Genomic DNA, 25838 nt, shown 5'->3' on the forward strand with positions numbered 1-25838 from the left:
CTGTCTGTTTGTTGTACTGTCTGTTTCGTTGTTTGATTAAGAACTGCTGGTACGCCTGCTCCGTAAAATATTGAACTAACTTCATATTTGCGGAGCTGCACACTTATCTGCTTCATTGACTAGGCTTGTCCACTTATCCTTACGAGTGCAAACGCTTCAGCTTAAATTAACAATGAAGCAGCCTACGCACAAACAACCTCACTGCTTCACTTTGAAAACAGCTCTTAAGCTTGCTTTCAGTCAGCTTCTTAGAAAATTTGTCTTTCCACCATCAGATACACCATAATAAGCAGGAATACCGCAAGCAGCGTGCTGAACATACGGATTTTGCTTTGATATGGAGTTACATCCTTATTATTTTTCACACCTTCTGCGGCAAGACGCAGCGGTTTCCCCATAATTCCGCCAATCGCTGCAATAGCCAGAAGCAGCACCACAACAACAGCCATCCAGATATGGGAGTAATCACCCTTGGTCATCAGATAACCACCTGTAAGAAGCTGGATAACAAGTGCATACTGCGCAATTTTGTTCAACGAACGAAGTGACGCGAATGCTCCCTCCTGTGCTGGCAAGCTTAATGTGCGAATTTTGCCGACCACGAAAGGCAGGATCAGATAGAATCCCATGGCCAGTGCTCCGACGATATGGAGCAGATACATAATCATTGTCAAAATTTTCAACCTCCTCAACATTTTCGCTGTGCTGTATATCACATTTTATTATACTGGGGAACTTATCCAAAGAAAAGAAAACCTCCGCGTTTACGGAGGTTTTCTTATTTTCCTTGTTCAAAAAGTCTTCAAACTTAAATATTAACGATCGAAATGACATTTCGTACCGAGTCTGCAGACGTATCAAGCGCTGCTTTCTCTTCGGCAGTCAGCTCCAGTTCGAAGATCTTCTCGATGCCGCTGCCGCCCAAGATGGTCGGCACACCCAGAAACAAATCATTATATCCGTACTCGCCTTCAAGATAAGCAATGACTGGAATAATGCGTTTCTTGTCTTTCAAGATGGCCTCGGTCATCTGAACCAGTGAAGCCGCCGGAGCGTAATAAGCACTGCCGTTACCCAGCAGGTTCACAATCTCACCACCGCCTACGCGGGTACGCTGCACAATCGCTTCAATGCGATCTGCCGGGATCAGGGTATCGATCGGAATACCGCCAACACTCGAATAACGAACGAGCGGTACCATATCGTCACCGTGACCACCAAGTACAAAGCCGCGTACATCCTCTACCGATACATTCAACTCCTGCGCAATAAACGTGCAGTAACGGGCCGTATCAAGCACACCCGATTGTCCAATCACGCGGTTTTTCGGAAAACCGAGCGTCTGATACGCTGCATATGTCATGGCATCCACCGGGTTGCTTAGAATAATGACAATAGAATCAGGGCAATATGTTTTCACATTTTCACACACAGACTTCACGATACCTGCATTCGTATTCACCAGATCATCACGGCTCATGCCCGGCTTGCGGGCAATGCCGGCGGTAATGATCACAATGTCCGAACCGGCTGTATCCTCGTAGTTGGAAGTTCCGACGATATGACTGTCGAACCCTTGCACAGGACTTGCCTCCAGCAGATCGAGTGCTTTACCCTTGGTCGGATTCTCCAGTTGAGGAATATCAACCAGTACAACATCCCCGAGTTCCTTCTGGGCAAGCATCAGTGCAGTTGTGGCACCGGTAAAGCCGGCACCAACGACTGTGATTTTTTTGCGCTGAATAGTCACGATTCACATCTCCCCTTACAGGTTTTTGTTACAGGTTGCTAATGATTTGATCAGCGAATTCGGAACATTTCACTTCTGTTGCGCCGTCCATCAGACGTGCAAAGTCATAGGTTACCGTTTTATTGTTGATGGATGTTTCCATGCCTTTGTAGATCAGGTTAGCCGCTTCCTGCCAGCCCAAGTGCTCAAGCAGCATTACGCCGGACAGAATTACGGAACCAGGGTTCACGACATCTTTATCTGCGTATTTAGGTGCAGTACCGTGTGTTGCTTCGAAGATAGCATGTCCAGTTACATAGTTGATGTTCGCACCAGGTGCGATACCAATTCCGCCAACTTGTGCTGCGAGAGCATCGGACAGATAGTCACCGTTCAGGTTCAATGTAGCGATAACATCAAATTCACCCGGACGAGTCAATACTTGCTGCAGCGCGATATCAGCAATTGCATCTTTTACGATGATTTTGCCAGCATCTTCAGCTGCTTTTTGAGCTGCATTAGCTGCATCTGTACCGTCTTTTTCTTTGATCACATCGTATTGTGCCCAAGTGAATACTTTGTCGCCAAATTCTGCTTCAGCCACTTCGTAACCCCAGTTTTTGAAGGCACCTTCAGTGAATTTCATGATATTACCTTTGTGTACCAAAGTAACGGTCTTGCGGTTATGGTCAACAGCATATTGTACCGCTGCACGAACCAAACGTTTCGAACCTTCCTCAGATACAGGTTTGATACCGATACCGGAAGTTTCAGGGAAACGAATTTTGTTAACACCCATCTCCTGCTGCAGGAACTGGATCACTTTTTTCACTTCCGCAGAACCTTCAGCGTACTCGATACCTGCATAGATGTCCTCTGTGTTTTCACGGAAAATAACCATGTCAACCAGCTCAGGACGCTTAACCGGAGAAGGTACACCATTGAAATAACGTACAGGACGCAGGCAAGTGTACAGGTCAAGTTCTTGACGCAGTGCCACGTTCAGGGAACGGATACCGCCGCCGATTGGCGTAGTCAGAGGTCCTTTGATGGCTACGATGTACTCACGAATCGCTTCGAGCGTATCGTTCGGCAGCCACTCTCCGTATGTATTGAATGCTTTTTCACCAGCAAACACTTCATACCAAGCAATTTTTTTAGTACCGTTATATGCTTTCTCTACCGCTGCATCCAGAACGCGTACAGATGCTTTCCAGATGTCACGGCCTGTACCGTCACCTTCGATAAATGGAATGATTGGATTATTAGGTACTTGAAGCGTACCGTTGTCAATTTGAATTTTTTCGCCTTCAGTTGGGAGTGCAAATTTTTCCAATTTCATAATTACAATTCCTCCTAAGTTTTGGTTTCACAGTATGAAGCATACCACATTTTTGCAGGAAGGAAGGGCTGTCTCTACTCGGCAGTACAGCCTCATATTCACAAGCCCCTCACCTCATCTATATGATTATACTGTTTTTGCTGTCGTTTAGCGAAGATCGATAGAAACATACTTTTGATCCGTTGGACCTGTGTACTCGGCACGCGGACGAATAATGCGGTTATCTGCAAGCTGCTCCAGAATGTGCGCTGTCCAACCGGACACACGGCTGATCGCAAAGATCGGTGTGAACAATTCCTGATCAATCTTCAGCTGCGTATACACCGAAGCGGAATAGAAGTCGACATTCGGCTTCAATCCTTTTTGACCTGTCACGATTTCCTCAATCTTCACGGACATCTCATACAAACGGGTATCGTTGTTCATCTCACCCAGTTCTTTGGACATCTTCTGCAAATGCTTCGCACGCGGGTCACCGTTCTTGTACACGCGGTGTCCAAAGCCCATGATTTTCTCACGGTTATTCAATTTCTCCTGAATAGCCGCTTCCAGACGATCCGGTGTACCGATCTCGTCCAGCATTTTCATAACAGCTTCGTTTGCACCACCATGCAGCGGCCCTTTGAGTGCACCGATCGCAGAAGTTACGCCTGAGTAAATATCAGACAGGGTCGCTACCGTAACGCGGGCAGCAAATGTTGAAGCATTCAGCTCGTGATCCGCATGCAGAACAAGTGCCTGATCAAGTGCTTTTACCGCCGTTTCGGACGGTTCTTCTCCTGTCATCATGTATAAAAAGTTCTCAGCGATGGAAGCGCCTTCTTTTGGAGCGACAGGCTCCTGCCCCTTACGAATACGTGAGATCGCCGCTACAATGGTTGGCAATTGCGCCTGCAGCTTCACTGCTTTGTTTTCGTTCGCGGCTTCTGTCATCTCGTCGGCTTGCTCATCATAGAGCGCAAGTGCGGAGACTGCAGAGCGTAGAGCTGCCATCGTGCTGATGTTTTTTGGATACAACTTGATTTGGGCGATCAATTCGCTTGGAATCGGCGCGTAATCGCTCAGACTTTTACGAAGTGACTTCAATTCATCTGCTGTTGGCAACTTGCCAAACCAGAGCAGATAAGCAACTTCTTCAAAACTCGCATGTTCAGCCAAATCATCGATATCGTATCCACGGTATGTAAGCACACCGTCTACAATAGAGCTGATCGAAGAGGTTGTTGCAACGATACCTTCCAGACCTTTGGTAGCTGTCATATTACATCTCTCCTTTAATAAGCGAAATCAGGAATCATTCTAAGTCATATCAGTGCCGAAATGCACCTAACCTCTTTTGTAAACCGTTTCATTTTAAAAATGACCTAAGTTGTCAAAATTCGGTTTTCTTATCTGTCAATCGGTATTTACTTATATCATCATACTGGATTTTGTCGTTTATGTGAACATGATGAGAGTTCATTCGCACATCAAACATATTTATCGGAGTGATAAAGCATTTTTGAAAACCTTTACACAAGCAGGGTTTACATTTAATGTGTATTCAACAATTCATTCGGCAGCCCTAGTGGATTGCTATAATTAGGCAGCTTCAGGCATACGCTAGGCAGACGATCCTCCATAAACCATACGGTGTACTGCTGCAGCAAGTTCGTTTTGCGTTTCAAAAGCTTACGATTGCTCTATATTAATTAAGATAAGCTCTTGACTGAATAAAGGAGAGTTGATAATTGGATCGAATCATTCTCAAACGTCTGCTTCGCGGTCTATGGGTTATTATCGCTGCCCTTCTGATCGCCGCAGCCATATATCTGCTGTTCCCGCTGTTATATCCTTTTGTCATTGCCTGGATTATTGCTTATGCCATGAATCCGCTCGTGAAACTGCTCCAGAACAGACTCCGTTTCCCGCGCTGGCTTGCAGTCACCTTGTCACTGATATTATATTTTGGTGCAATTGCTGTCATCTTGTCTGCTGCCGTCACCCGCATGGTTAAGGAAGTCATCTCGCTTACCACCAGCTTCGATCTGCATGTAGACGAAATCAAAGAAACGTTTGTACGCTGGACACAGAACGATACCATTCAAAGTTTGATTACGCAGATTAACGATTTCTACAAAGAAAACCCGAACTATCAAGAAACCATTAACAGCAATATCAGCAAAACAACGGAGACCGTCGGAACAGCGGTAAGTGACCTTGTCACTGGTTTTTTCAACCTGATTCTAAACCTGCTGACCTCCCTGCCTAATATGGGTGCAGTTCTCATCGTGGTGCTGTTATCTACATTCTTCATTAGCAAAAGCTGGACACGGCACAGCATAACGGTCTCCGGCTGGGTTCCGTCCGCTGTTCGCAAACCGATCTCTGATATCTGGAATGATCTCCAAAAAGCACTCTTTGGTTATGCACGCGCACAGCTTATCATGATCTCGATTACAGCTCTTTTCGTCATGATTGGACTGCTGATCCTGCAGGTCAACTCCGCCTTCACAATCGCACTGCTCATCGGTCTGGTCGATCTGCTTCCTTATCTCGGGGTTGGGCTGATTATGGTGCCTTGGGCTGCATATTTGTTCATGAACGGAGATCTCTACCTCGGCATCGGCATTAGTGTCATCTATCTCATCCTGCTCATTGCCCGGCAGATCATTGAACCGAAGGTCCTTGCCAGCAGTGTTGGCCTTGACCCTCTTGCTACGTTAGTGGGTATGTTTGTTGGTTTGAAGCTGTTTGGAGTGCTCGGCCTGATTATCGGTCCGGTGAGTCTGGTTATCCTAGACGCTTTTAACCGCGCTAATGTGCTGCGCGATTTGAGAACCTACATCATCAACGGCAGAGTCCGATGAGGGCCAATGAGCCTGATTCAGGGTTTAGACATGTTTCGGTAATACGCAGACTGCGCCAAAAAAGCTCCGTTCCAGTAAAACAGATCTGCGGAACGGAGCTTTTGGTGTGAAGATGCATGTTCTCTAATACCAGAGATTCATGCTTGGAGTTCGTGCATGACTTCTAAACATGCATTTTATAGATGCATCAATGTTCACTTCGGACGCCGATAAAACGTAATGCTGCCATTTCTCATCTTTTTTTCCAACCAGCCCAGGAAGAACAGCCGGTATACCGGACGTGTTAACGGAAAAACCAATGTAAAACCGATCAGATCGGTCACAAAACCAGGTATTAACAGCAGGAAACCACCGACAAATACAAAAAGACCATCGACCATTTTACGGCCAGGCACCTTACCACGTTCCATCTCCATCTTGGCATCCATTAATACCTTTCGCCCTTCAAACTGCAGCATGGCTATACCAATCAAGGACGTGAGTATCATGAGAAGCAGTGTTTTTCCGGCCCCGATCCAGTCACTCATCAGAATGAAACCAAACAACTCAATGACCGGAATAATTAATAGTAATGCCCACATCCATTTTCGCATTGATAGGTTACTCCTTTCCTGAAAGCCACACTTTTGCGAGCACGCTGTAAAGCTCAGGAGCTGTTTTATCCAGCCTGACTGGCTTCCAGTCTGTATTCACCCATACATGCTGGGTAGAACCGGTCACCAATCGTTCACCCGGAAGAGATTCGTTATGAGACCATACCCGCTCCCCGGCGTTGAGCGGAACATCAGGTGCTTCAGCCATACGTCTTATGTCATACTCGTAACTCAAACGCAGGCCGCTAAAGGCGGCAATTCGAGTAAAGATGATAATCTCGTCATCATACCGTGCAGGTTTGTGATACTTCACATCCAACCCGGTTACAGGAAGCAGTAATCCCTGTTCCTCCATTTTACGATATGTATACCCCATTTGGCGAATCATCTCCGTACGGCCGATCTCAAACCAGTTCAGGTAGTTCGCATGGTAGACAACTCCCATCTGATCGCTTTCCTGATAACGCACACGTAGACGGGCCGTATACCAGTCACCACTGCTCTCTTTTTGCACCTAATCCGCCTCCTTAGCTCTACCATTCATACGCATGAAGTCGCAGAATCGTGTCATGAAGATGGAAAAAAAGCAACGGGACATCAAGCCCCATTGCTTCTCTCCTGTTACTTTCCAAAACACTCGAACTTAAGCGTTGTTCGGGATTTGGCTTACTTTGATCAGGTTCGTAGAACCCGAACGGCCCAGAGGTACACCCGCTGTAATCACAACCAGGTCTCCTTCTTTGACCAGACCGGATTTCACGCCGCCTTCAATTGCGTTTTCAAACAAAGCATCCGTAGAATCAACCAGTCTACCTTTAACTGGTGTCACACCCCAAGCAAGTGCCAGACGACGGGACGTTCTGTCTTCTGTCGTCACGGCAATGATCGGCGCTTCTGGACGGTATTTAGAGATCATACGCGCCGTATGTCCGGATTCCGTGGAAGTAATGATCGCTTTTGCGTTCAAATCTTGAGCGGAAAGAGCAACGGATTGGCTGATCGCTTCGGTTACAGTCGTTTGCTGTGCAACACGTTGTTTCAAGTACAGCTCTTGGTAAGGCAGAGCGGATTCCGCTTTTTCAGCAATACGGGACATGGTCAGCACAGATTCCACCGGGTATTTACCAGCAGCTGTCTCACCAGACAGCATGATTGCGTCTGTGCCGTCAAAGATCGCATTTGCTACGTCACTTGCTTCTGCACGAGTCGGACGCGGGTTGCGCTGCATGGAATCCAGCATTTGTGTAGCTGTAATAACCGGCTTACCTGCAACGTTACATTTTTCGATCATGCGTTTCTGTACTAGCGGTACTTCTTCAGCAGGAATCTCTACACCCAGGTCTCCACGAGCAACCATCAGGCCGTCAGACACTTCAAGGATTTCGTCCAGATTGTCAACACCTTGCTGGTTTTCAATTTTGGAGATGATTTGAATGTGACCTGCGTTGTGTTTCTCAAGCAATTCACGAATTTCAAGAACGTCGCTGGCTTTACGTACAAAAGAAGCCGCGATGAAATCGATTCCCTGCTCAATACCAAACACGATATCGTTAGCGTCTTTTTCAGTGATACCCGGCAGCGAGATCGCAACACCCGGTACGTTAACACCTTTTTTGCTTTTGATTGTACCGCCGTTAACGATACGGCATTTGATTTCAGTGCCCTGCACTTCTACCACAGTCAGTCCGATCAGACCGTCGTCGATCAAAATGGTCGATCCAGCTTCAACATCCTTAGGAAGGTCTGCATACGTAATGGAAAGACGATCTTTGGTTCCCAGAATTTCTTCTGTAGTCAAAGTGATGTACTCATCCTGTACCAGTTCAATCGGCTCCACTTCGAGTTTACCTGTCCGAATTTCCGGTCCTTTGGTGTCCAGCAGGATTGCTACGGTTTTGTTCAGCTCTTCACATGCTTGGCGAATCGCTACGATCCGTCCGCCGTGCTCATCGAAATCACCGTGGGAGAAGTTCAGACGGGCTACGTTCATGCCAGCCATAATCAGTTTCTTGGTATTCTCCAGGGATTCACTGGATGGACCAATCGTACATACAATTTTCGTTTTGCGCATTTTGGGTTTCCTCCGATTTTAAAGGTCTATCTTTATATCTCTATTTTTCTTTTTCCAACTATTTAATTTACTATACTTTCGATCATTTGTATAGGAAATTCGTCACATTATTCTGCATTTCCCGACAAATTTCTCACAGGCTCTGCTTGGAGCGGCTGTTCTGATGCTTCTACCTGAAGGGAATCTGACCCCGTTTGTGACGCTGCTTCGTCCATAGACTCGCTCTCTACCGCAGATTCTGCCGCAGGGGCTGGTGCTTCAAACGTCACGGAACCGATTTTGCGGAATTTTTCATAACGATCCTGTTTCAGCTGTTCTGCACTCCATCCCTGCATCTCATGCAGATGTCGAACAAGAGCTTCAGAAATTGCTGATGCAGCTCCATCATAGTCCCGGTGGGCCCCGCCGCGCGGTTCAGGAATAATCTCTTCGATGACTTCCATCTCCAGCAGGTCTTTCGCTGTAATTTTCATCGCTTCCGCTGCCTGATCTGCCTTGGATGCATCTTTCCAAAGAATCGAAGCCGCGCCATTAGGAGAAATCGCCGAATAAATAGCATGTTCAAGCATGAGCACCCGGTTACCTACAGCCATAGCCAGTGCACCGCCGCTTCCACCTTCGCCGATGACAACAACGATGACAGGAACCGAGAGTTTGGCCATCTCCATCAGGTTCCGGGCAATCGCTTCCGATTGTCCTCTCTCTTCTGCAGTATTACCCGGATACGCTCCTTTAGTATCAACAAACGTAATAATCGGACGTCCAAATTTGTCTGCCTGTTTCATCAGACGCAGCCCTTTACGGAAACCTTCGGGATGAGCACTCCCAAAGAAGCGAGCGATGTTATCCTTCGTATCTTTTCCGCGCTGCTGTCCGATAACCGTTACAGTTTGTCCATTCAGCTTGGCAAGTCCGCCAATAACCGCGAGATCGTCGCCAAACATACGATCACCGTGCAGTTCGATAAAGTCAGTGAAGATCAGCTGGATCAAATCCAGGGCGGTTGGACGCTGCTGGTGACGAGCCAAATGCATTTTTTGAGCTGCCGTAATCCCTGTGTAAATCTCTTCTTCCAGTCTATGATAACGTTCCTCCAGACGGGCGATCTCTTCGGTAAAATCGATCCCTTTTTCCTGTCCGAACTGAACGAGTTCTTCAATTTTTTTGCGCATCTCAATCAGAGGCGCTTCATATGGCAAACCACCCGCCATTTAGACCCCTCCCTTTTCACTGTGCATATCGAGAAGCTTGCCAAGGGTTGTCCGAAGTTCTTTCCGGTGAACAACCATATCCAGCTGACCATGCTGGAGGTTGAATTCTGCGGTTTGGAAATCATCCGGCAGCTTCTGACGAATAGTCTGTTCAATAACAATTCTGCCTGCAAAACCGAATACAGCGCCAGGTTCAGCGATAATAATATCGCCAAGGCTCGCGAAACTAGCCGAGACTCCGCCTGTCGTCGGATCGGTAATAACGGAAATGTAAAGCCCGCCCTGTTCGTCCAAACGGGCCAAAGCTGCACTTGTTTTCGCCATCTGCATCAGACTCAGGATGCTCTCCTGCATCCGAGCGCCGCCAGAAGTAGAGAAAATAATCAAAGGAAGTTTCTTCTCTATGGCATGTTCAACCGCACGGGTAATCTTCTCCCCTACAACGGAGCCCATGCTGCCTGTGAAGAAATCAAAGCTCATCACAGCGACAACGACAGGCAGCCCTTCAATCGTGCCTTCTCCTGTAATTACGGCTTCCTTTAAACCCGATTTCAGGCGCTGCTGCTCCAGTTTGTTACTGTATCCCGGAAAGCCGAGCGGGTCTACCGATACCATATCGGCATCATGCTCAACAAAACCGTCTTCGTCCAAAACCATCGCAATACGTTCCATCGCATTGAGGCGCATATGGTATCCGCACGCAGGACATACCTTCAGGTTTTTCTCCAATTCCTTGCTATATTGAATCGTGCCGCATTTGCTGCACTTGTTCATCAGCCCTTCGGGAATTTCACGTTTTGGGCGCTCCACGGCTTCCTGACGTTCACCTGGAACCGCACGCTCGGAAGGTATGGTAGCGTACTTCCGTTTCTTTTGGAATATATCTTTGAACACAACTACACCTCTCCAGCCATTGATTTGATGGCCGCAGTTTGCAGTCGGCTGCATACAACAGCCTGATCTGCATGCTGCGGTGAACCGCTTACGCTTATAACTCATGCAATGCCGTAGAACCTGCCCGACATCCACAACAAAAAAAGCCGTCGGCACAAGGCAAAAATCAGCGGTTTCTCTCCGCACAATTGATGCAGCCTGCAATAACCGATTAACAAAAAAAGAAGGAAGGACAGCAGCATACACACATGCAAGTCGATTCCTCTCTCCGCTTCCGCGGTCAGTCCCTTATGTACCGATGGTACTTTTTTGTCATCTGCCAAGGCACTTCAATATCGAGTGAATCAGGAATGCAAAATAGAATTTAACACTTCCTGAACCTCTTCCAACTCCCCAGAAGGGACGCGAATCTCATATTGCTGCTTGGATAAACTGATGGGACGGGTCTGTACCAGAAAACCTTCTTCCGAAAGCTTGGTCTTGATCTTGTCCGCAACCTTTGCTGTCGGCGCAATGTAAATCACCGTCCACATGCCATGTCCGCCCCCTAAGCTAATGTTCAGAGCCCGTATATTGGACTAATGATACCATACCTCCGTTTTTTTCTGCAAGGAAGGGTTGGGGACCTTTAGGGAGAAAATCGGATTATTCGAGACATTGGTCCGTATCCGGCAGGCTAGATGGTTATAGGAATGTGATTTAATTCGCAGACATAATTAAAAGGGAAGGAACCCTGCGGGGCAGCCACGGCCGCCCCTGATTCTCTTGGGCAGGTTGATAGGATAACCGCTAAATACTGAGCTTAATTACTGTATTTTACAGGTCGGAGGGGTATTTCTTGGCTTTAATATTTTTGTGAGCAATCCGGGCAGAGGCTCGAGCCGCAAGACCTGCGACCAGATCATCCAGAAAGACGTGAACAGCCGAATTGTGTTCATTCAGATCATGAATAACGCCTATTTTTTCTTTGTCAAGGTAACCAAAACTGGTTAAACCAATCATGCCATACACATGGGTTATCCCCAAAGCCAGAGTCTCGTCCACTCCGTACAGGGACTCATCTGCTTCCATAATAGCCTGCAACGGCTGAGGCAGAAGCTTTTTTTCAGCCAGTTCGTCAAGTGCAATGCCGGTATACAGCGTATACTGTACCTCTCTTTTTTGCAAAACGGATTTTACGCTGGTTACACAGTCGTCCATGGTCAGTTCCGGGTGGTACCCCTTTTGCAGACGATATACAATTGCTGCGATGGCATCAATCTGTACACCCCGCCGAGCCAGCATGGCTTCCACGATCTCATATGACATATCTCGACCTCCCGCATCAATCCCCCGAGGACCTCAAGGTCCTACGGTGTTCTCAAGTGTATGCAGCAGTCTCCCAAAATGTTCATAAAATGTGTGAATGTACACCTTCAAGCCGAATCAACTGGTTCTGTTACCGTATCTATTCCATCAAGTGCAGGTAAAAAAGAATGTCCGCCGTTCCAGATCATGAACGGCGGACATCCGGGCTGAAGGCGGGGGCATCACCTGCTTCAGCTCTTATTTGATTTTGACTGTCCCTTCACCGAGCATCTTCTCCATTTCGGAGAACAGTGCCGGTGAAGGTTTGATCCGGTAGGCGTCGCTCAGGGCGAGCAGCTTCTGATGCTGCTCGTAGAAGAGCACGGTCGCCACCGGGCCGGGATGCTGCTGAAGCAGCTCTTTGAGACGCACCAGCAGCTCGGGTTTTTCGGCCTGCGGGGTGAGCTTCACGAACACCCGCTGCTCGGCCCCGCGCGGCGTGCTGCCCGGCCCCGCGCTGCCAGCCGCAGGCGCTGCACTGCGCGTGCGTGCGCCAGCTGCGGCGGTGCCTGTACCTGCCCCGCTGCGCAGCGCAGCAGGCCCTGGGCTTCCGCCTGTGCTGCTGCGCTGCGCTGCGGCTCCCGCGCCCACCGGCCGCTGCGGCGAAGCCGCCTGCGCCGGACGCGAAGCGCTGCCGCTGCCGGGCCTGCCGCGGCGCTCGCGGCTGCGCAGCTGCTGTTCCAGTGCCGCCGATGTCAGCGGCGCCACTTCCTCAGCCAGCAGCTTGAACCCTTCGTCCTGCTGCTGCACCTTGGCCCGCACGACAAGCAGTTCACCTTTCCCGACATGCTGCTGGCTTCGCCGCCATACCTCGGGAAAGAGAACCACTTCACAGCGTTCGACTTGGTCTTCCAGCTCCATGAACGCCATAGATTTGCCCTGTTTCGTCGTAATCGACTTCACAGACACCACCATACCTGCGGCGACGGCCATCGTATCGTCAGCCGCCTCCGTCAATTCCATGATCCGGTCAGCTCCACTCGATCCTAGTAGATCTTCGTAATCATCCAGTGGATGACCGGACAGATACAGACCGAGCAGTTCACGTTCCAGCTCCAACTGCTGGCTCGCCGAGAACGGCGGGATTTCAGGATATTCAATCTCCCAGTTGGGCGTCTCAACAAAATCAAACAGCTGAATCTGCAGATCCTCACGTTCCTTGCGCCATTTCAGGGCTGCTTCTACCGTCTCATCCAGCATAGCCAGCAGCTGCGCACGGTGACCGGGCAGACTGTCAAACGCACCTGCCTGAATCAGCGATTCAATAACACGTTTGTTGCACACCCTCAGATCTACTCGCCGACAAAAATCGAGCAAGCTGTCGAAAGGTTTTTCCTGCCTTACAGCCATAATGCTTTCCATAGCCTGCGTACCCACATTTTTCACGGCAGCGAGCCCAAAACGAATTGCTCCGGAAGACAATAAGATATCGGCCTGATCTCCGCCTCCTGCCGCATTCGCAGCAGCGGCATCCTGACCATTTTCAGAAAGTAATTCAGTTTCCTCATGCTGCTTCTGTCCATGGGTCTGATCGTGGTTCTGCTTATGCACGTCATCCTGCTCCTGATGGGCCTGCACTTTGTCGGAGGCAGAAACGCTTACCAGACCCGGGTCTGACGGGTGCTTCGACGCTTTGGAGTCAGGCAAAGTCGACGACGTCTGCCAACCGTCTCCGTTCCCTTCATTTACGCTGACAAATACATCATCCCGCATAAATTCGCCATCATTCGGCATGGGTCCAGGATCATCCGGTAAAGGTGCCTCACCATACTCAGCATGTTCATCATCATTAAGATTGGAGACACCGTAACTCGTTTCGTGCCCTTCCGCAGACCTTTCTCCAGTCCCTGTTTCCACACCCTCAGCGCCGTTCTGGTTATCTTTCTCCGTCTTACCTGATCTGCCGCTTTCACCCATCTCGTTCACAGCAGACAAGCCAAAAACAGGTGTAAATAAAATGCCGCTCTCATTCACATCTGGCGGAAGCACATCAATCTGCATGTGACGGCATTCGACAACATATTCTGCAACCTTCCGATGGCTGCCCATAACAGCGGTAAGCATAGAGGCCATGAAATGAACGGGATAATGCGCCTTCAGATATGCAGTTTGGAATGCAAGTACACCATATGCCGCTGCGTGAGCACGCGGAAAGCCGTAATTGGCAAATTTGACGATCATATCGTAAACAAGATCCGCTTCAGCTTCGCTGTATCCCTGTTTCAGACTGCCCTGAACAAAGTGGCCTCGTTCCAGATCGAGTACTTCTCTTTTTTTCTTGGAAACGGCTCGACGAAGCAAATCCGCTTCTCCCAGAGAAAAACCTGCCATACGGGATGCGATCTGCATGATCTGCTCCTGATAGACGATAATACCGTACGTATCTTTCAGAATTGGTTCCAGATCACCGTGTGGATAATCCACTTCAATCTGCCCGTGTTTGCCTTGAATATACTTCGAAATAAACTCCATCGGACCTGGACGATACAGCGCCAGTACGGAAATAATATCTTCAAACACACTTGGCTTCATTTCCTTCAACACCCGGCGCATACCTGCTGACTCCAACTGGAATACACCCATCGTATCGCCGCGTCCCAGCATCTCATAAGTGAGTGAGTCATCGTCAGCAATTCGTGCGAAGTCGGGGATTGCTTCACGCTCCCCTATCCAGCGCAGACAGCGTTCTATAATGGAGAGGGTGCGTAGGCCGAGAAAGTCCATCTTAAGCAGCCCGATCGATTCCAGATTTTCCATGGAGTACTGCGTCAAAGCTGTTCCTTCGCTGCCTTCCTGCAGTGGAACGGCATCCGTCAGCGGATCTCGTGAAATGACGACACCCGCAGCATGCGTGGAAGCATGACGAGGCATGCCTTCCACTTTCATTGCCATATCGAGAAGCTCACGTGTCTTGGGTTTGGTCTCATACAGCGCCTTCAGCTCCGGCGCAGCTTCCATTGCTCGTTCAATGTTAATGCCCAGCTGTGCAGGAATCAGTTTCGCAGCCTTGTCCACTTCCCCATAGGGCACATTCAGCGCCCGCCCAACATCTCGCACTGCAGCCCGGGCTGCCATTGTTCCAAACGTAATAATCTGGGCAACATGGGCTTTGCCGTATTTCTCTGCCACGTAATCAATAACCTCGTCACGCCGCTCATCACTGAAGTCGATATCAATATCGGGCATCGATATCCGCTCAGGATTCAGAAATCGTTCGAAGAGCAGATTATATTTCATCGGGTCAACATCCGTGATACGCAGTGTATACGCAACGAGACTGCCTGCAGATGAGCCCCGTCCGGGGCCCGTCACAATGCCCTGACTATGGGCATAAGCGATAAAATCCCACACGATCAGGAAATAATCCGAGAACCCCATACTGTCGATAACGCGCAGCTCATAGTCCAGCCGCTGCTCCAGCTCTGCTCGAAGCGCTGCGTCATTCCAGCGGTCCGTCTCTGCGTAACGTGCGGTCATGCCCTCTTGACACAGCTGACGCAAATATGCGGATGGTGTCAAGCCATCAGGCATCGGTCGGTATTCGGGCAAAATGGATTTGCCGAATTCCAGCTTCAGCTCGCAGGCATCCGCAATACGCACCGTATTAGCAACAGCCTCCGGCACATGAGGGAACAGACGAGCCATTTGTTCTCCGCTCTTCAAATACAGCTGGTTCGTTCCGATCCGCAAACGCGTTTCATCATCTACTGTTTTGCCTGTACCGATACAGATCAGCACATCCTGCAGTTCTGCATCCTCTTCAGACAGATAATGGGCGTCATTTGTCGCCACAAGCGGGATTTCCAGCTCTGCTGCCAGCTTGATCAGCTGGGGGTTGACTCTTTTTTGCTCCGCCAGCCCGTGATCCTGCAGTTCCAGATAAAAGTCGGGTCCAAAAATATGTTTGTAACGCATCGCTGCACGGCGCGCCTCTTCTTCACGTCCATGCAGCAGATGCTGAGGTACTTCCCCACCCAGGCAGGCGCTCAAGCAGATGATGCCCTCATGATGCGCAGCCAGACTTTCCATATCAATACGCGGTTTGTAATGAAAGCCCTCCAGATGCCCTATCGAGCTCAGCTTCATTAAATTCCGGTAACCTGTCATATTCTTTGCCAGCAAAATCAAATGGTAGATTGGCTGGTCTTTGCGGCTTCCCCGTTCTTTGCGGGAACCTGCCGTCATGTATGCCTCGCAGCCGATAATCGGTTTAATTCCACGTTCCATGCAGGCTTTATAAAATGGGATTGCACCGTACATCACGCCATGATCGGTCAGTGCAAGTGTCGTCATTCCCAGATCAGCGGCTTTATCCACGAGATCCGGAATACGCGCAGCGCCGTCCAGCAAACTGTATTCACTGTGAACATGCAAATGCACAAAAGAACTCATGTTTTAACTTCCTTTCCCCGCTTACAGTGGCAGCACGCTGCACCTCAGCAGTGTGCTGCCCTAATGTACGTATAACGAATAATTCGAAATAAGACTAACATGCGTCTATATGAATGATTTCAGCTCGAATTTAAATCTCTCACATTATAAAAAGAGTTTATTATTCTATTTTATCATAACGCCAGGGGGCTCGCCCATACAATAGAAGTACAAGCTGCTCTCCCTGCTGCTCATCCAAGACAGGAGGTGTGCGGCTGGGTCTGAAAGGGGTGTTTCCAGTGAGCACTTTTTTGTCCAAAGCCATCCTTGATTTTTTTATTGCATTTGGAATTGTGTTGGGCGGTGCAATGCTCGGAGGTATAGGTGCGGTCATTTCTCTCCAGCCTCCCACACAAACCATGCTCGATATTTCCGGCAAGATCAAAATATGGGCTCTTGCTGCCGCTGTGGGTGGTACGATCGATCCGATGCGTGTGATTGAGAGCAATTTTCTGGATGGCAATCTGTCACCGGCAGTCAAACAAATCCTGTATCTGATCTCGGCCTTTATGGGGGCACATATGGGAACGGAACTGGTGAAATGGGTGTGCGGAGGGGGCCGGAGTTAATATGATCCGTGATGACCCTGCATGAGGCTGCCTCCCTTCTCCCGTTACCGTCCCCTGATGCGCATGACTGCCGTATTTGTGCTCGGAATAATCACTGGATGTGTCGTGTACAATGGTGTATTTCACCTCAGTTACAACAAGCTGTGGCTGAACAATCAGGAGCTGCAGCTGCAGCTGCACCAGAACGAGGAGGATATCAAAACACTGAAAAAATACAGCAAACGCCAAACGGTCATCAAGGAAATCAAAGTCCGTGCAGAAGAGTCTGATCGAGGTCCGGACGAGGCCTCTCTGAAACTGATGCTGCAAAAACTCGGGGATGAACTCGAGGTTCTGCGGGGAAGAGATGTATTCAACATTGACGAATACAGCAAAATGACACGCATCATGCTTAACCAAAAAATTTATAAGGTCAGGGAAAAAGAGTATTCCGTGCAGGTCAAGACGATGCTTGTCATGGAAGGTGTCCTGCAGGTTTGGGTACAGATTCGGATGCACGTTCCGGCATAGACCTGGGAAAACTATAAAAAAACTGCCCTTGTCTGCATGTGCACATGCTACAATAAGGGCAGTATATGTTTCTCAGAAAAGGAGCTGCTTCTGCGTGTTGATTGAAGTATTCAAGTATGTTCTCATCGCCCTCTTCGCGATTGCGATGATCTGTTCTGCAGTGAACAGCATCCGTTCACGCCGGACCTCTGACAAAAATGATGCAGGCTTATATCGTTCCTGGACAAATATCTGGATGGGGTGCATGCTCGTCATTCTCTCCTTGATCCTGATGTTTGTGTTCACAGGCTCTACACTTTCGGTCGTTGTGGAAGCGCTTTTCCTGGTGATGGGGGCCTACAACGTGTTTGCCGGAATTCGGAACCGCAGTTATTACGCCAGGCTCAGACAGCATTCCGGAGATATCCCTGCATAGCGTCTTCCCATTCAGGTGATCTGGATAATCCAAATCCAACCAAAAAGAGAGCGCCTCCGAATTATAGGGTGGATAAGACAAGCCGTGTGCATTCAACATTTTAACGATGAATGCGTATGCTGCGCTGTGGATTTCTCACAGCAGATCAACGGTCCGTCTGACACCAGATCGGGATGCTCTCTTTTTCTATGCGCTCTGTACTTCACCATATTCGCCTTATATGTGAAGTATTATTATTAACCTATGCATGATCTATGGACTGAAGGGTCATGACTGCTTTACATACCACACTGCCCTCCCGAGAGATGACAATATCCATTTTGCATGTCCGTCGGCTCGTCTCCAGAATCATGGGGCGCACCATAATCTGATCCTCAATCTGCACCGGACGGACAAAATAAGTCGTTACATTATCAACCACATGGTCGTTGCCGGTGACGTCCCAAGCTGCTCTTCTTGCTGCTTGTGTCATGACATTCAGCAGCACACCTTCCGAGATCGTACCGAGATCCGTAGCCATCTGGGGGATGATAAAACCATGGAACAGCAGTTCATTCTGCTCTCCGCGTTCCTCGGCAAATCCATTCCAGATCAAATGATCAAATGTCTCGCCAAGCTGGGGCTGCTTCTGAGCATCCCGCATAGCCTGCAGCACTTCCTTGCGTGTGACGGAAGCAATCAGCTTGCGGTTGCGGTCCACAATCGGCAGAAAGTCGATCCCTTCCCAGGTCATGATCTGCGCAGCAGAAGCAAGAGACGTTTGCAGGGAAGCGGTGACCGGGCGGCGGATTACACATTTTTCAATGCTTTGATCAGCCTGCAGCTCACTAACATCCTTCAAACTTACGATCCCGATGACCCGGTTCCACTCATCTACAACTGGGAAACGATGCTCTCCGGTCTCCGACACCAGCGTATGAAAGTCTGCGGCAGAACTCGTTACTTTGAGTACCTGCAGCCGAGGTTTTTGCCCGATGATATCCTCTACGAGCATGATTTTTTTCTTAATCAGCCGGTCAAAAATGGCTCGGTTAATCATCGAAGCTACGGTAAACGTATCATGTCTGGAAGATATAATAGGCAGTCCAAGCTCATCAGCCTTCAGCCTCACGTCTCTGCTTGTGCCAAAGCCGCCGGTAATCAACACACCAGCCCCCTGCTCCAGTGCGAGTGAATGTGCATCCTCCCTGTTACCAACAATCAGCAGACTTCCAGCATCAATGTAACGAGCCATCGCCTGTTCTTTCATCGCCCCGATCACATACTTGTGCAGCGGCTTCGGCAGCCCCTCGTTCCCTCCCAGCACATGCCCTTCTACAATGGTGACAACATCGGCAAAAGTCAGCTGCTCCGACATGCCTCGAGGTCTTTTTTCAATTCGCACGGTTCCAATTCTCTCTTTGGTTACAACCAGTCCGAAATTCTCCGCCTCTTTGACCGCGCGATAAGCAGTTCCTTCACTTACGCCCAATTCACGCGCGAGTCCGCGCACCGAAATTTTGCTGCCTACCTTCAACTGTTCAATATGCTGGAGAAGCTGTTCATGCTTCGTGACGTTTTCTTCCTGTCCGTCCATCTGTACCACCCCCAAGGTTGCATCTGTACTATACTGTATCTATTATAACACGATTATAGGAAATTAACCCCATCCCTGCCCCAGACCTGAATCTTCAGAAAACACAATGCGCCTGCTTACAAATAAAGACCGAAATCCTTATTGATCCAGGATTTCGGTCTTATTCCGGTGCAGTCCATGACTCATATTACGCTGGACTCATTCCGTTCCTGCTTGTCCAGCAGTTTCATCTCCCACTGCCGCAGCTTCGCCCGGCGCACAGCTTCCAGCGCACGTTTCTTCTCTTCATCCACACCAAGAATGAAATGCAGATGAGCACCTACGATTAACAGGGAAAACAGCACCCATACGATGCCAAAAATATTAACCCAGTCCATTCCGCCCGCAAAGGATATGCGTGGAAGTGCAATCACCAACATTGACAGTGCAATCAGCAGATAGATCACATGTTTTGTTTTTTTCAACCTCTTCACTATTCACAGCTCCTTCGTTCCATATATAGCTAGTCTATGAACGATTCAGAGGGAATATGAGAGGATCAGAGAAAAAAACCGGACAGATTAGTGCTTATCGAGCTAATCCCTTAGGCTTCAGCTCCGCCGTACAAATGAGCCAGGCTGTCAGCGATAATTTTGTTTACATCCTCGATAATTACACTAAGGCGGCGCTCTGCATCAAACAGGCGGCGGATGTTCAGGTTCAGACTCAATACCTCGAAGAGCTTCTCCATTTTTTCCATCTCGTCCGGTGCCGGCATATCTCCGCTCATCATGCGCTGCTGCAGTTCCATCTGCTGGTTGCGGAAGTTATCCAGCATCGCTTTGGCCTCCGGATCAGCCTCAATCAATTTCATCGCAGAGGTAATCTCTTCCACCTCTCCGCTTTCTCTCAGTGCTTTTGCCAGATCATTGGCTTTGTCATAAATATTCACTATAATTCCTCCTCTAATTGTTGTTCTTCCGTGCCGGAACACGCAGTGTATGTTCTCAAACAAAAGGTTCTGGATCAGGCCGCCCAAAAACGCCCTGAATCAAACACATTTAATTCCGGTTGGGTCAATCACCAAGGGGTATATGTCCTCATATGATGAAGCACATGCCATGTTCAGATGCCGTTCAACTTCAAGATCAGACATCAAGCTGCCGCCCGGAAGGAGATCCGTGATGTCCACTAAAAAAGTAACGATACAGGTTACCGGCTCGGGCATCCTGCAGGACGACGTCATCATGCTGGGCGAAGGGGTCCTCAAGGCTCTAAAGATTCCTTCGGGAAGACCTCTTCAGCTGCAATTCGGTTCTTACCGCCGCGAAGTTACTGTTATTCCGGTTCCCCGGTATGACGGATTACGACTCAATCAGACGGTAGCCAGCAAAACCGGCCTTGTCCCTCGTTCGGTCCTGAGGGTATCTTACCGTGCTTCCAGCCATACGCTTCGCCTGGGACCTTACATCAGCGTTATGGTAAGCCGGGATTACCCCGAACAGCCCGATCGGCCCTTTGGCTCGATTACGATGTTCTGCCAGGAATTAGTGCACGCCTGCAGGAAGCAGGGCGCCTATGTATCCTTTTTCACACCGGAGGACATCGGAGCAGTAACCGGCTATATGAAAGGCTGGGTGTATGATGACGGCTGGAAAAAGACCGTTCTGCCTGTAGCAGATGTGGTCAATAATCGGCTGACGTCCCGTAAACTCGAGAACAAACCTAGCGTACAGCATTTTATGAAAGAAGTAAAATCGCTTTACGGCACACACACCTTCAATGAAAAGTTTCTGGACAAAAACGAGGTGTTTGACGCACTCAAGTCCATCCCGACACTCAAACGGGTGCTGCCCGAGTCTCATCTGCTCAAATCATCAGCGACCCTTAAGACGATGTGCCAGCGTTATCCGGTTATTTTTCTGAAGCCGGTGCGCGGCTCACTGGGTAAAGGCATTATCCGGGTCTCCCGTCAGCCAGAAGGAGGATATCTGACTCTGGCGACAAGTGTCGGAGGTACCCGCAGACAATCGTATGCTTCTCTGGATAAACTGTATGCCAGCATGTCTGGAAAAATGAAAACAACGCGTTATCAGATCCAGCAAGGACTGACCCTGATTGATCACAGCGGCAGACCCGTTGATTTCCGTGCGCTCGTGCAGAAAAACAAGACAGGTAAATGGAGCGTAACCTCTATCGTTGCCCGGATTGCCGGAGGCAGTCACTATGTCTCCAATCTGGCGCGAGGCGGAAGCCTCAGCACTGTTAAAGATGCCGTAGCCAAAACACAGCTGTCCAGTTCCGCCAAAGCTTCGGCATATGCAGGACTTCATACGGCTGCGCTGGAAATCGCCAAAGGCATTGAGAGTGCCATCCCTGCCCACTTTGGTGAACTCGGTATTGATCTGGCCCTGGATACAAGTGGCCGTGTATGGCTGCTTGAGGTGAATTCCAAACCATCCAAAAATGATAATACACCGCTGAGCGAGAGCAAAATTCGCCCTTCGGTCAAAGCTATGCTTGAATACTCCACCTATCTGGCCGGTTTCTAAACATTCATTCCCTAACGGAGGTGCAGCTTGATGTACACATCATCACCAAAGAAGGACACGATGGCGGTTCTGGTACGCGAAGCGGAAGGCTCACCTCTCTTCACGGATGAACGATTCTGCCGTCAGCTCTGTGTGGAAAGCCCACGATACGGGATACGAGTTGTCGTTATTCCGATTCCGGCCGACCTCGCCGTAAGCAGCATTCGCAGAGGATACGTATATCACCAGAAGCAGTGGAAGAACATTCGTATTCCTTCCCTCGATCTGGTGATGAATCGCTGCCTGCGTCCTCTCTCCAGAGGTGCAAGGCAGCAGTTAGAGATGTATTTACCTCTTGGCTCCGGCCTTTATCAGCGATCCTGGTCATCGGCTCTTCCCGGCAAATGGGAAGTTCATCGCGTTCTATCCAGGTCAACCACGCTTCGAGGACTGCTTGCTCCAACTTCCAGGGCCAGGCGGCCTGTTCCCTGGAAAATATGGCTTGCACGCTGGCCCAAAGGTTTGTTTTTCAAACCTGCTTCAGGAACTCATGGCAGGAATACCTTTCGCCTATCTAGGGGAGAAACGCCATCTGCCTGGATTGTGGAAGGTCGTACTGCGAGCAACGAAAACTTTTGCATCACATTTCATCAAGCGGAAGACGTATCTTCCTGGCTGGAATCACATCAGGCTGTACAAAAGATGATTGTGCAGCCTTATCTGGAGCTTAGCCATCAAGGAAGGGCTTTTGATATACGGGCGCTGGTTCAAAAAAATGGGCAGGGCCGCTGGGCACTGACGGGATGCATGGTTCGGGAAGGTGCTGAAGGCTCTCTCACCTCCAATCTTCATGGTGGCGGTAACGCCTATCCCGCAGAAGCATATCTTATCGAACGGTACGGAAAGGTCCGGACTGCATCGCTGCTGCTGCAGATCAGACATTACGCCGCTCTCATCCCTCCGCTGCTGGAGAGCCGCTTCGGCAGACTTGCGGAACTCGGACTTGATTTTGGAGCCGATGCAGACGGACAGCTGTGGCTGATTGAAGTAAACTCAAAACCAGGCCGCACCTCATTTGCAGAAGCACAAGATGAACACATGCATGCCCTGACATATACACAACCGCTTGCTTATGCCCGTTATCTGCTGCAGCAGTATGTTCTCGCGGACGTTTCGCGTCCAATGAAAATGCCGAATTCATCCAGCAAAGCTGGCCTGAAACGTATCCCGATTCCAGGCGGCTGAGGTTTGTAATGCCCGCTTGCCATGGAGCACAAGGATGTTTTTCAGGATAGGAGGATAAATCATGAGTTTGACCTTTTGTAATCTGCATTTCACCCAAAAACCCGAAAAAGTGGTGTACGTATCCAATGCTTTAATGAAAAGCCTCAATCTGTCCGGCAAAAAGACGATACACCTGCGTTTTGGACGTGATCGCGTGCCCGCCACGATCAAGCCCATTCGCAAAGCCGGTAAGCATCTGTATCTGGCATCAGGCATCCGTAACTTGATGAACGTTCCCAAACGCGGAAGCATCTATCTTCGCAACCTCCAGAATGATGAAGTGCAGCTTGGCCCACTCATCGGGGTGCTGTCGGACGGTTCTTCTTCAAGCTCTAATCCGTTTGGTTCGCGAACAGGTTTTATCAAGCAGCTGCTTCGTGAAGGAAGCCGCAAATCGTATATCTATGCTTTCACCCCGAGAGATATCAACTGGCAGAACGAGACGGTCTCCGGTTACTTTCTCAATGAGAGCGGCACTTTTTTCCGCAGAACCGTACCCCTGCCAGATGTTGTCTACAATCGTTTACCGAGCCGCCGCTCCGATTTTTCACCAGCGATCAATCAGCTGCGGGAACGGTTTATCCGCCGCAAAATCCCTTTTTTCAACTGGAGTTTCTTCAATAAATCGGATATTTACAAACTGCTGGAGAACGAACCGACCGCAGGGCGTTATATCCCGGAATCCATCACCAACCCAACGGTCGAACAGATGAAGGAGATGCTGGAGCGGCATCAGTTCGTTTATTATAAACCAACCGCAGGCAGTCTCGGAAACGGAATCTATCGTTTAACCTATTCGCCCAAACGTGGATATTTTGCACGTTATCGCAAGAAAGGCGGCAATGCCCTGCTGCGCTTTGGCTCGTTTAACAGTCTGATGCGCATGCTTCAAGGCAGACATGGCAAACAGCTGCGCGGTTATGTCGTGCAGCAGGGAATACGGCTGATCGAGATTGACGAGTGCCCTATTGATTTTCGTTTCCATATGCATAAAAACGGAAACAATCAGTGGGTTGTAGTCGGCATCGGCGCCAAGAAAGCAGGACGAGGAAGTGTCACCACACACATCAAAAACGGCGGCTCTCTGATGACGCCTGAACAGGCGCTCAGCCGCAACTTCGGGGACCGTGCGGGCGAGGTTCTGCAGCAGGCCAAATCCGTCGCTATTACACTGGCCCAGGCGATTGAATCCCAGCACCAGCATCTGATTGGTGAGATTGGCTTTGATCTGGGCATTGATCAGGAGGAACATGTATGGATGTTCGAAGCGAACGCCAAACCCGGGCGCTCCATCTTCCGTCACCCTTCACTCCGGCTGGAGGGAAAATCTTCGGTGGAGCACATTTTGGAGCACTGCCTGTATTTGAGCAAATTCCGGAAGAAGGAAGACATTTGATGAGCCTCCATGATGATTTCAAACCTGTGATTGCCGTGCTCACCATGCATGATCAACGGCGCATGTTCAGAGGAAATCATCAAAACTTTCAGGATATTCTGCAAACAGGTGAAAGCATGGGATATGTCGTTTATATCGTGACCGTTCGGGATCTTGATGTGACCGGACCTACCGTGAAAGGATATACGTACAACAAAGGGAGCGGCAAATGGACTTCACAGCCGTTTCCCCTCCCTCATGTTTTGTATAATCGTATCCCTAACCGGGAAGACGAACGCAAGCCTTCAGTACAGCGAAAAATTGAAGAGTGCCGACAGTCCGGTATCGAGCTGTATAATCCGTTTTTTTTCAACAAATGGAACCTGTTCGAGTGGCTGAAAAAATCCAAGTCCACCCAGCAGCTGATTCCGCATACCCGGCGGATGCGCAGCGCTTCTTCACTCGGTACCGTGCTGCGCGCCTATCCGTATCTGTATCTCAAACCCGAGAGCGGCAAAGCAGGCAAAGGCATCATGATGCTCAAATTCCAGGAAAAAGAAAAGCTGCCTTACCGACTTAAAATACAGAATACCCGGAGAAGTATGACCTACAAGGCGGCCACGTTAAGCAAGTTATGGGCACGAATTCGCAAAGAAACCGGACATACGCCTTATATCATGCAGCAGGGAATTGAGCTGGCTTCCTCGCACAAGCGCCCTTTTGATCTTCGTGTACTTGTGCAGAAAAATGGCAAGGGACAGTGGAGCGTTACCGGAATCGGAGCAAGGCTCGCAGGCTCCCGCAGCATTACAACTCACGTGCCTCGCGGCGGAAGTGTCGAAGATCCGGAGGAACTGCTCACAGAGTTGTTCGGAGAGGAGATGACAGCGGCTTTAATGAAGCGGGTCAAGTCCACCTCATTAATGATCGCAAGACAGGTTGAACGCGGATCAGGACATACACTTGGTGAAATGTCCATGGATCTGGGCGTCGATGACCTGGGCGAGATCTGGTTCTTTGAAGCCAATGCCAAACCGATGAAATTCGATGAACCACAGATCAGACGGCGTTCACTGGAACGCATTTTCCAGTACAGCGCTTATCTTGCCCGTCAGTCTGTGCAATGACGGAC

General features: G+C 49.3%; 24 protein-coding genes. 8 read left to right on the top strand and 16 right to left on the bottom strand.

Going from position 1 to position 25838, the window contains the following annotated elements; translation table 11 throughout:
• Nucleotides 1-248 precede the first annotated feature (248 nt).
• The 5 genes from ABXS70_RS16565 to ABXS70_RS16585 form a co-directional block, all read right to left on the bottom strand.
• Complete coding sequence (locus tag ABXS70_RS16565) at nt 249-674, bottom strand: hypothetical protein (RefSeq protein WP_342555205.1); 426 nt, start codon at nt 672-674, stop codon at nt 249-251.
• Nucleotides 675-808: 134 nt separating this feature from the next.
• Nucleotides 809-1750: a malate dehydrogenase gene (mdh, locus tag ABXS70_RS16570; protein ID WP_366289263.1), complete on the bottom strand. Its 942-nt coding sequence runs from the start codon at nt 1748-1750 to the stop codon at nt 809-811.
• A gap of 28 nt (nt 1751-1778) precedes the next feature.
• Nucleotides 1779-3071, bottom strand: coding sequence for an NADP-dependent isocitrate dehydrogenase (gene icd / locus ABXS70_RS16575; RefSeq protein WP_342555203.1), 1293 nt, complete (start codon nt 3069-3071; stop codon nt 1779-1781).
• A 147-nt stretch (nt 3072-3218) separates the two neighbouring features.
• Complete coding sequence (gene citZ, locus ABXS70_RS16580; RefSeq protein WP_342555202.1) at nt 3219-4331, bottom strand: citrate synthase; 1113 nt, start codon at nt 4329-4331, stop codon at nt 3219-3221.
• Nucleotides 4332-4603: 272 nt separating this feature from the next.
• The gene (locus tag ABXS70_RS16585; protein ID WP_366289268.1) at nt 4604-4738 is read right to left on the bottom strand and encodes a hypothetical protein; all 135 of its coding nucleotides are present in this window, start codon (nt 4736-4738) and stop codon (nt 4604-4606) included.
• A gap of 63 nt (nt 4739-4801) precedes the next feature.
• On the opposite strand from ABXS70_RS16585, the gene ytvI reads away from it, so the two are divergent.
• Nucleotides 4802-5920, top strand: coding sequence for a sporulation integral membrane protein YtvI (ytvI, locus tag ABXS70_RS16590; RefSeq protein WP_342555200.1), 1119 nt, complete (start codon nt 4802-4804; stop codon nt 5918-5920).
• Nucleotides 5921-6114: 194 nt separating this feature from the next.
• Here the strand turns inward: ytvI and ABXS70_RS16595 are convergent, their stop codons facing one another.
• The 8 genes from ABXS70_RS16595 to ABXS70_RS16630 all read right to left on the bottom strand — a co-directional run bounded on the left by ABXS70_RS16595 (nt 6115) and on the right by ABXS70_RS16630 (nt 16428).
• Entirely contained in the window at nt 6115-6513 is a 399-nt protein-coding gene (locus tag ABXS70_RS16595) for an FxsA family protein (protein WP_342555199.1), read from the bottom strand.
• 7 nt (nt 6514-6520) lie between these two features.
• Nucleotides 6521-7027 (bottom strand): thioesterase family protein, encoded by a 507-nt coding sequence (locus ABXS70_RS16600; RefSeq protein ID WP_366289272.1) that lies wholly within the window; start codon nt 7025-7027, stop codon nt 6521-6523.
• A 129-nt stretch (nt 7028-7156) separates the two neighbouring features.
• On the bottom strand, nt 7157-8584 hold the full coding sequence (pyk, locus tag ABXS70_RS16605; protein WP_090920229.1) for a pyruvate kinase: 1428 nt from the start codon (nt 8582-8584) through the stop codon (nt 7157-7159).
• Between the two features lie 107 nt (nt 8585-8691).
• Complete coding sequence (locus ABXS70_RS16610) at nt 8692-9795, bottom strand: acetyl-CoA carboxylase carboxyltransferase subunit alpha (protein ID WP_366289276.1); 1104 nt, start codon at nt 9793-9795, stop codon at nt 8692-8694.
• Nucleotides 9796-10689, bottom strand: coding sequence for an acetyl-CoA carboxylase, carboxyltransferase subunit beta (gene accD / locus ABXS70_RS16615; protein WP_342555196.1), 894 nt, complete (start codon nt 10687-10689; stop codon nt 9796-9798). It lies immediately after the preceding gene.
• 344 nt (nt 10690-11033) lie between these two features.
• Nucleotides 11034-11222, bottom strand: a complete 189-nt coding sequence (locus ABXS70_RS16620; protein ID WP_090920220.1) for a glutamate decarboxylase — start codon at nt 11220-11222, stop codon at nt 11034-11036.
• 283 nt (nt 11223-11505) lie between these two features.
• Complete coding sequence (locus ABXS70_RS16625) at nt 11506-11997, bottom strand: phosphatidylglycerophosphatase A (protein WP_366289279.1); 492 nt, start codon at nt 11995-11997, stop codon at nt 11506-11508.
• Between the two features lie 237 nt (nt 11998-12234).
• A complete protein-coding gene (locus ABXS70_RS16630; protein WP_366289282.1) occupies nt 12235-16428 on the bottom strand; it encodes a DNA polymerase III subunit alpha in 4194 nt (1397 codons plus the stop codon).
• A 278-nt stretch (nt 16429-16706) separates the two neighbouring features.
• On the opposite strand from ABXS70_RS16630, the gene ABXS70_RS16635 reads away from it, so the two are divergent.
• From ABXS70_RS16635 to ABXS70_RS16645, 3 genes are all read left to right on the top strand, one after another.
• A complete protein-coding gene (locus ABXS70_RS16635) occupies nt 16707-17036 on the top strand; it encodes a YtrH family sporulation protein (RefSeq protein WP_342555192.1) in 330 nt (109 codons plus the stop codon).
• A 21-nt stretch (nt 17037-17057) separates the two neighbouring features.
• Entirely contained in the window at nt 17058-17546 is a 489-nt protein-coding gene (locus ABXS70_RS16640; RefSeq protein WP_342555191.1) for a hypothetical protein, read from the top strand.
• A 94-nt stretch (nt 17547-17640) separates the two neighbouring features.
• The gene (locus ABXS70_RS16645) at nt 17641-17961 is read left to right on the top strand and encodes a YtpI family protein (RefSeq protein ID WP_342555190.1); all 321 of its coding nucleotides are present in this window, start codon (nt 17641-17643) and stop codon (nt 17959-17961) included.
• A 241-nt stretch (nt 17962-18202) separates the two neighbouring features.
• On the opposite strand, the gene ABXS70_RS16650 is transcribed toward ABXS70_RS16645, so the two are convergent.
• From ABXS70_RS16650 to ABXS70_RS16660, 3 genes are all read right to left on the bottom strand, one after another.
• Nucleotides 18203-19537, bottom strand: coding sequence for a DRTGG domain-containing protein (locus tag ABXS70_RS16650; RefSeq protein WP_366289287.1), 1335 nt, complete (start codon nt 19535-19537; stop codon nt 18203-18205).
• Nucleotides 19538-19719: 182 nt separating this feature from the next.
• Complete coding sequence (locus tag ABXS70_RS16655) at nt 19720-20010, bottom strand: hypothetical protein (RefSeq protein ID WP_342555188.1); 291 nt, start codon at nt 20008-20010, stop codon at nt 19720-19722.
• A gap of 110 nt (nt 20011-20120) precedes the next feature.
• On the bottom strand, nt 20121-20468 hold the full coding sequence (locus tag ABXS70_RS16660) for a YlbF family regulator (RefSeq protein WP_342555187.1): 348 nt from the start codon (nt 20466-20468) through the stop codon (nt 20121-20123).
• Between the two features lie 232 nt (nt 20469-20700).
• Between ABXS70_RS16660 and ABXS70_RS16665 the strand changes: the two genes are divergently transcribed.
• The 4 genes from ABXS70_RS16665 (at nt 20701) to ABXS70_RS16680 (ending at nt 25833) form a co-directional block, all read left to right on the top strand.
• Nucleotides 20701-22068, top strand: a complete 1368-nt coding sequence (locus tag ABXS70_RS16665) for a YheC/YheD family protein (protein ID WP_366289292.1) — start codon at nt 20701-20703, stop codon at nt 22066-22068.
• 30 nt (nt 22069-22098) lie between these two features.
• Nucleotides 22099-23292, top strand: a complete 1194-nt coding sequence (locus ABXS70_RS16670; protein ID WP_366289295.1) for a YheC/YheD family protein — start codon at nt 22099-22101, stop codon at nt 23290-23292.
• Nucleotides 23293-23353: 61 nt separating this feature from the next.
• The gene (locus ABXS70_RS16675; RefSeq protein WP_342555184.1) at nt 23354-24727 is read left to right on the top strand and encodes a YheC/YheD family protein; all 1374 of its coding nucleotides are present in this window, start codon (nt 23354-23356) and stop codon (nt 24725-24727) included.
• The gene (locus ABXS70_RS16680; protein WP_342555183.1) at nt 24727-25833 is read left to right on the top strand and encodes a YheC/YheD family protein; all 1107 of its coding nucleotides are present in this window, start codon (nt 24727-24729) and stop codon (nt 25831-25833) included. Before ABXS70_RS16675 ends, ABXS70_RS16680 begins: the two co-directional genes overlap by 1 nt.
• Nucleotides 25834-25838 lie beyond the last annotated feature (5 nt).

The sequence above is a fragment of the Paenibacillus sp. AN1007 genome (assembly GCF_040702995.1).
In the GTDB taxonomy this organism is placed as follows: Bacteria; Bacillota; Bacilli; order Paenibacillales; family Paenibacillaceae; genus Paenibacillus.

Excerpts from the sequence above, each read along its gene's own strand:
- ABXS70_RS16640 (WP_342555191.1), top strand. The coding sequence starts at position 17,058 with ATGAGGCTGCCTCCCTTCTCCCGTTACCGTCCCCTGATGCGCATGACT.
- ABXS70_RS16675 (WP_342555184.1), top strand. The coding sequence starts at position 23,354 with ATGAGTTTGACCTTTTGTAATCTGCATTTCACCCAAAAACCCGAAAAA.
- ABXS70_RS16670 (WP_366289295.1), top strand. The coding sequence starts at position 22,099 with ATGTACACATCATCACCAAAGAAGGACACGATGGCGGTTCTGGTACGC.
- ABXS70_RS16595 (WP_342555199.1), bottom strand. The coding sequence starts at position 6,513 with ATGCGAAAATGGATGTGGGCATTACTATTAATTATTCCGGTCATTGAG.
- ABXS70_RS16625 (WP_366289279.1), bottom strand. The coding sequence starts at position 11,997 with ATGTCATATGAGATCGTGGAAGCCATGCTGGCTCGGCGGGGTGTACAG.
- icd (WP_342555203.1), bottom strand. The coding sequence starts at position 3,071 with ATGAAATTGGAAAAATTTGCACTCCCAACTGAAGGCGAAAAAATTCAA.
- ABXS70_RS16665 (WP_366289292.1), top strand. The coding sequence starts at position 20,701 with ATGTCCACTAAAAAAGTAACGATACAGGTTACCGGCTCGGGCATCCTG.
- pyk (WP_090920229.1), bottom strand. The coding sequence starts at position 8,584 with ATGCGCAAAACGAAAATTGTATGTACGATTGGTCCATCCAGTGAATCC.
- ABXS70_RS16650 (WP_366289287.1), bottom strand. The coding sequence starts at position 19,537 with ATGGACGGACAGGAAGAAAACGTCACGAAGCATGAACAGCTTCTCCAG.
- ABXS70_RS16680 (WP_342555183.1), top strand. The coding sequence starts at position 24,727 with ATGAGCCTCCATGATGATTTCAAACCTGTGATTGCCGTGCTCACCATG.
- ABXS70_RS16620 (WP_090920220.1), bottom strand. The coding sequence starts at position 11,222 with ATGTGGACGGTGATTTACATTGCGCCGACAGCAAAGGTTGCGGACAAG.
- ABXS70_RS16630 (WP_366289282.1), bottom strand. The coding sequence starts at position 16,428 with ATGAGTTCTTTTGTGCATTTGCATGTTCACAGTGAATACAGTTTGCTG.
- citZ (WP_342555202.1), bottom strand. The coding sequence starts at position 4,331 with ATGACAGCTACCAAAGGTCTGGAAGGTATCGTTGCAACAACCTCTTCG.
- ABXS70_RS16610 (WP_366289276.1), bottom strand. The coding sequence starts at position 9,795 with ATGGCGGGTGGTTTGCCATATGAAGCGCCTCTGATTGAGATGCGCAAA.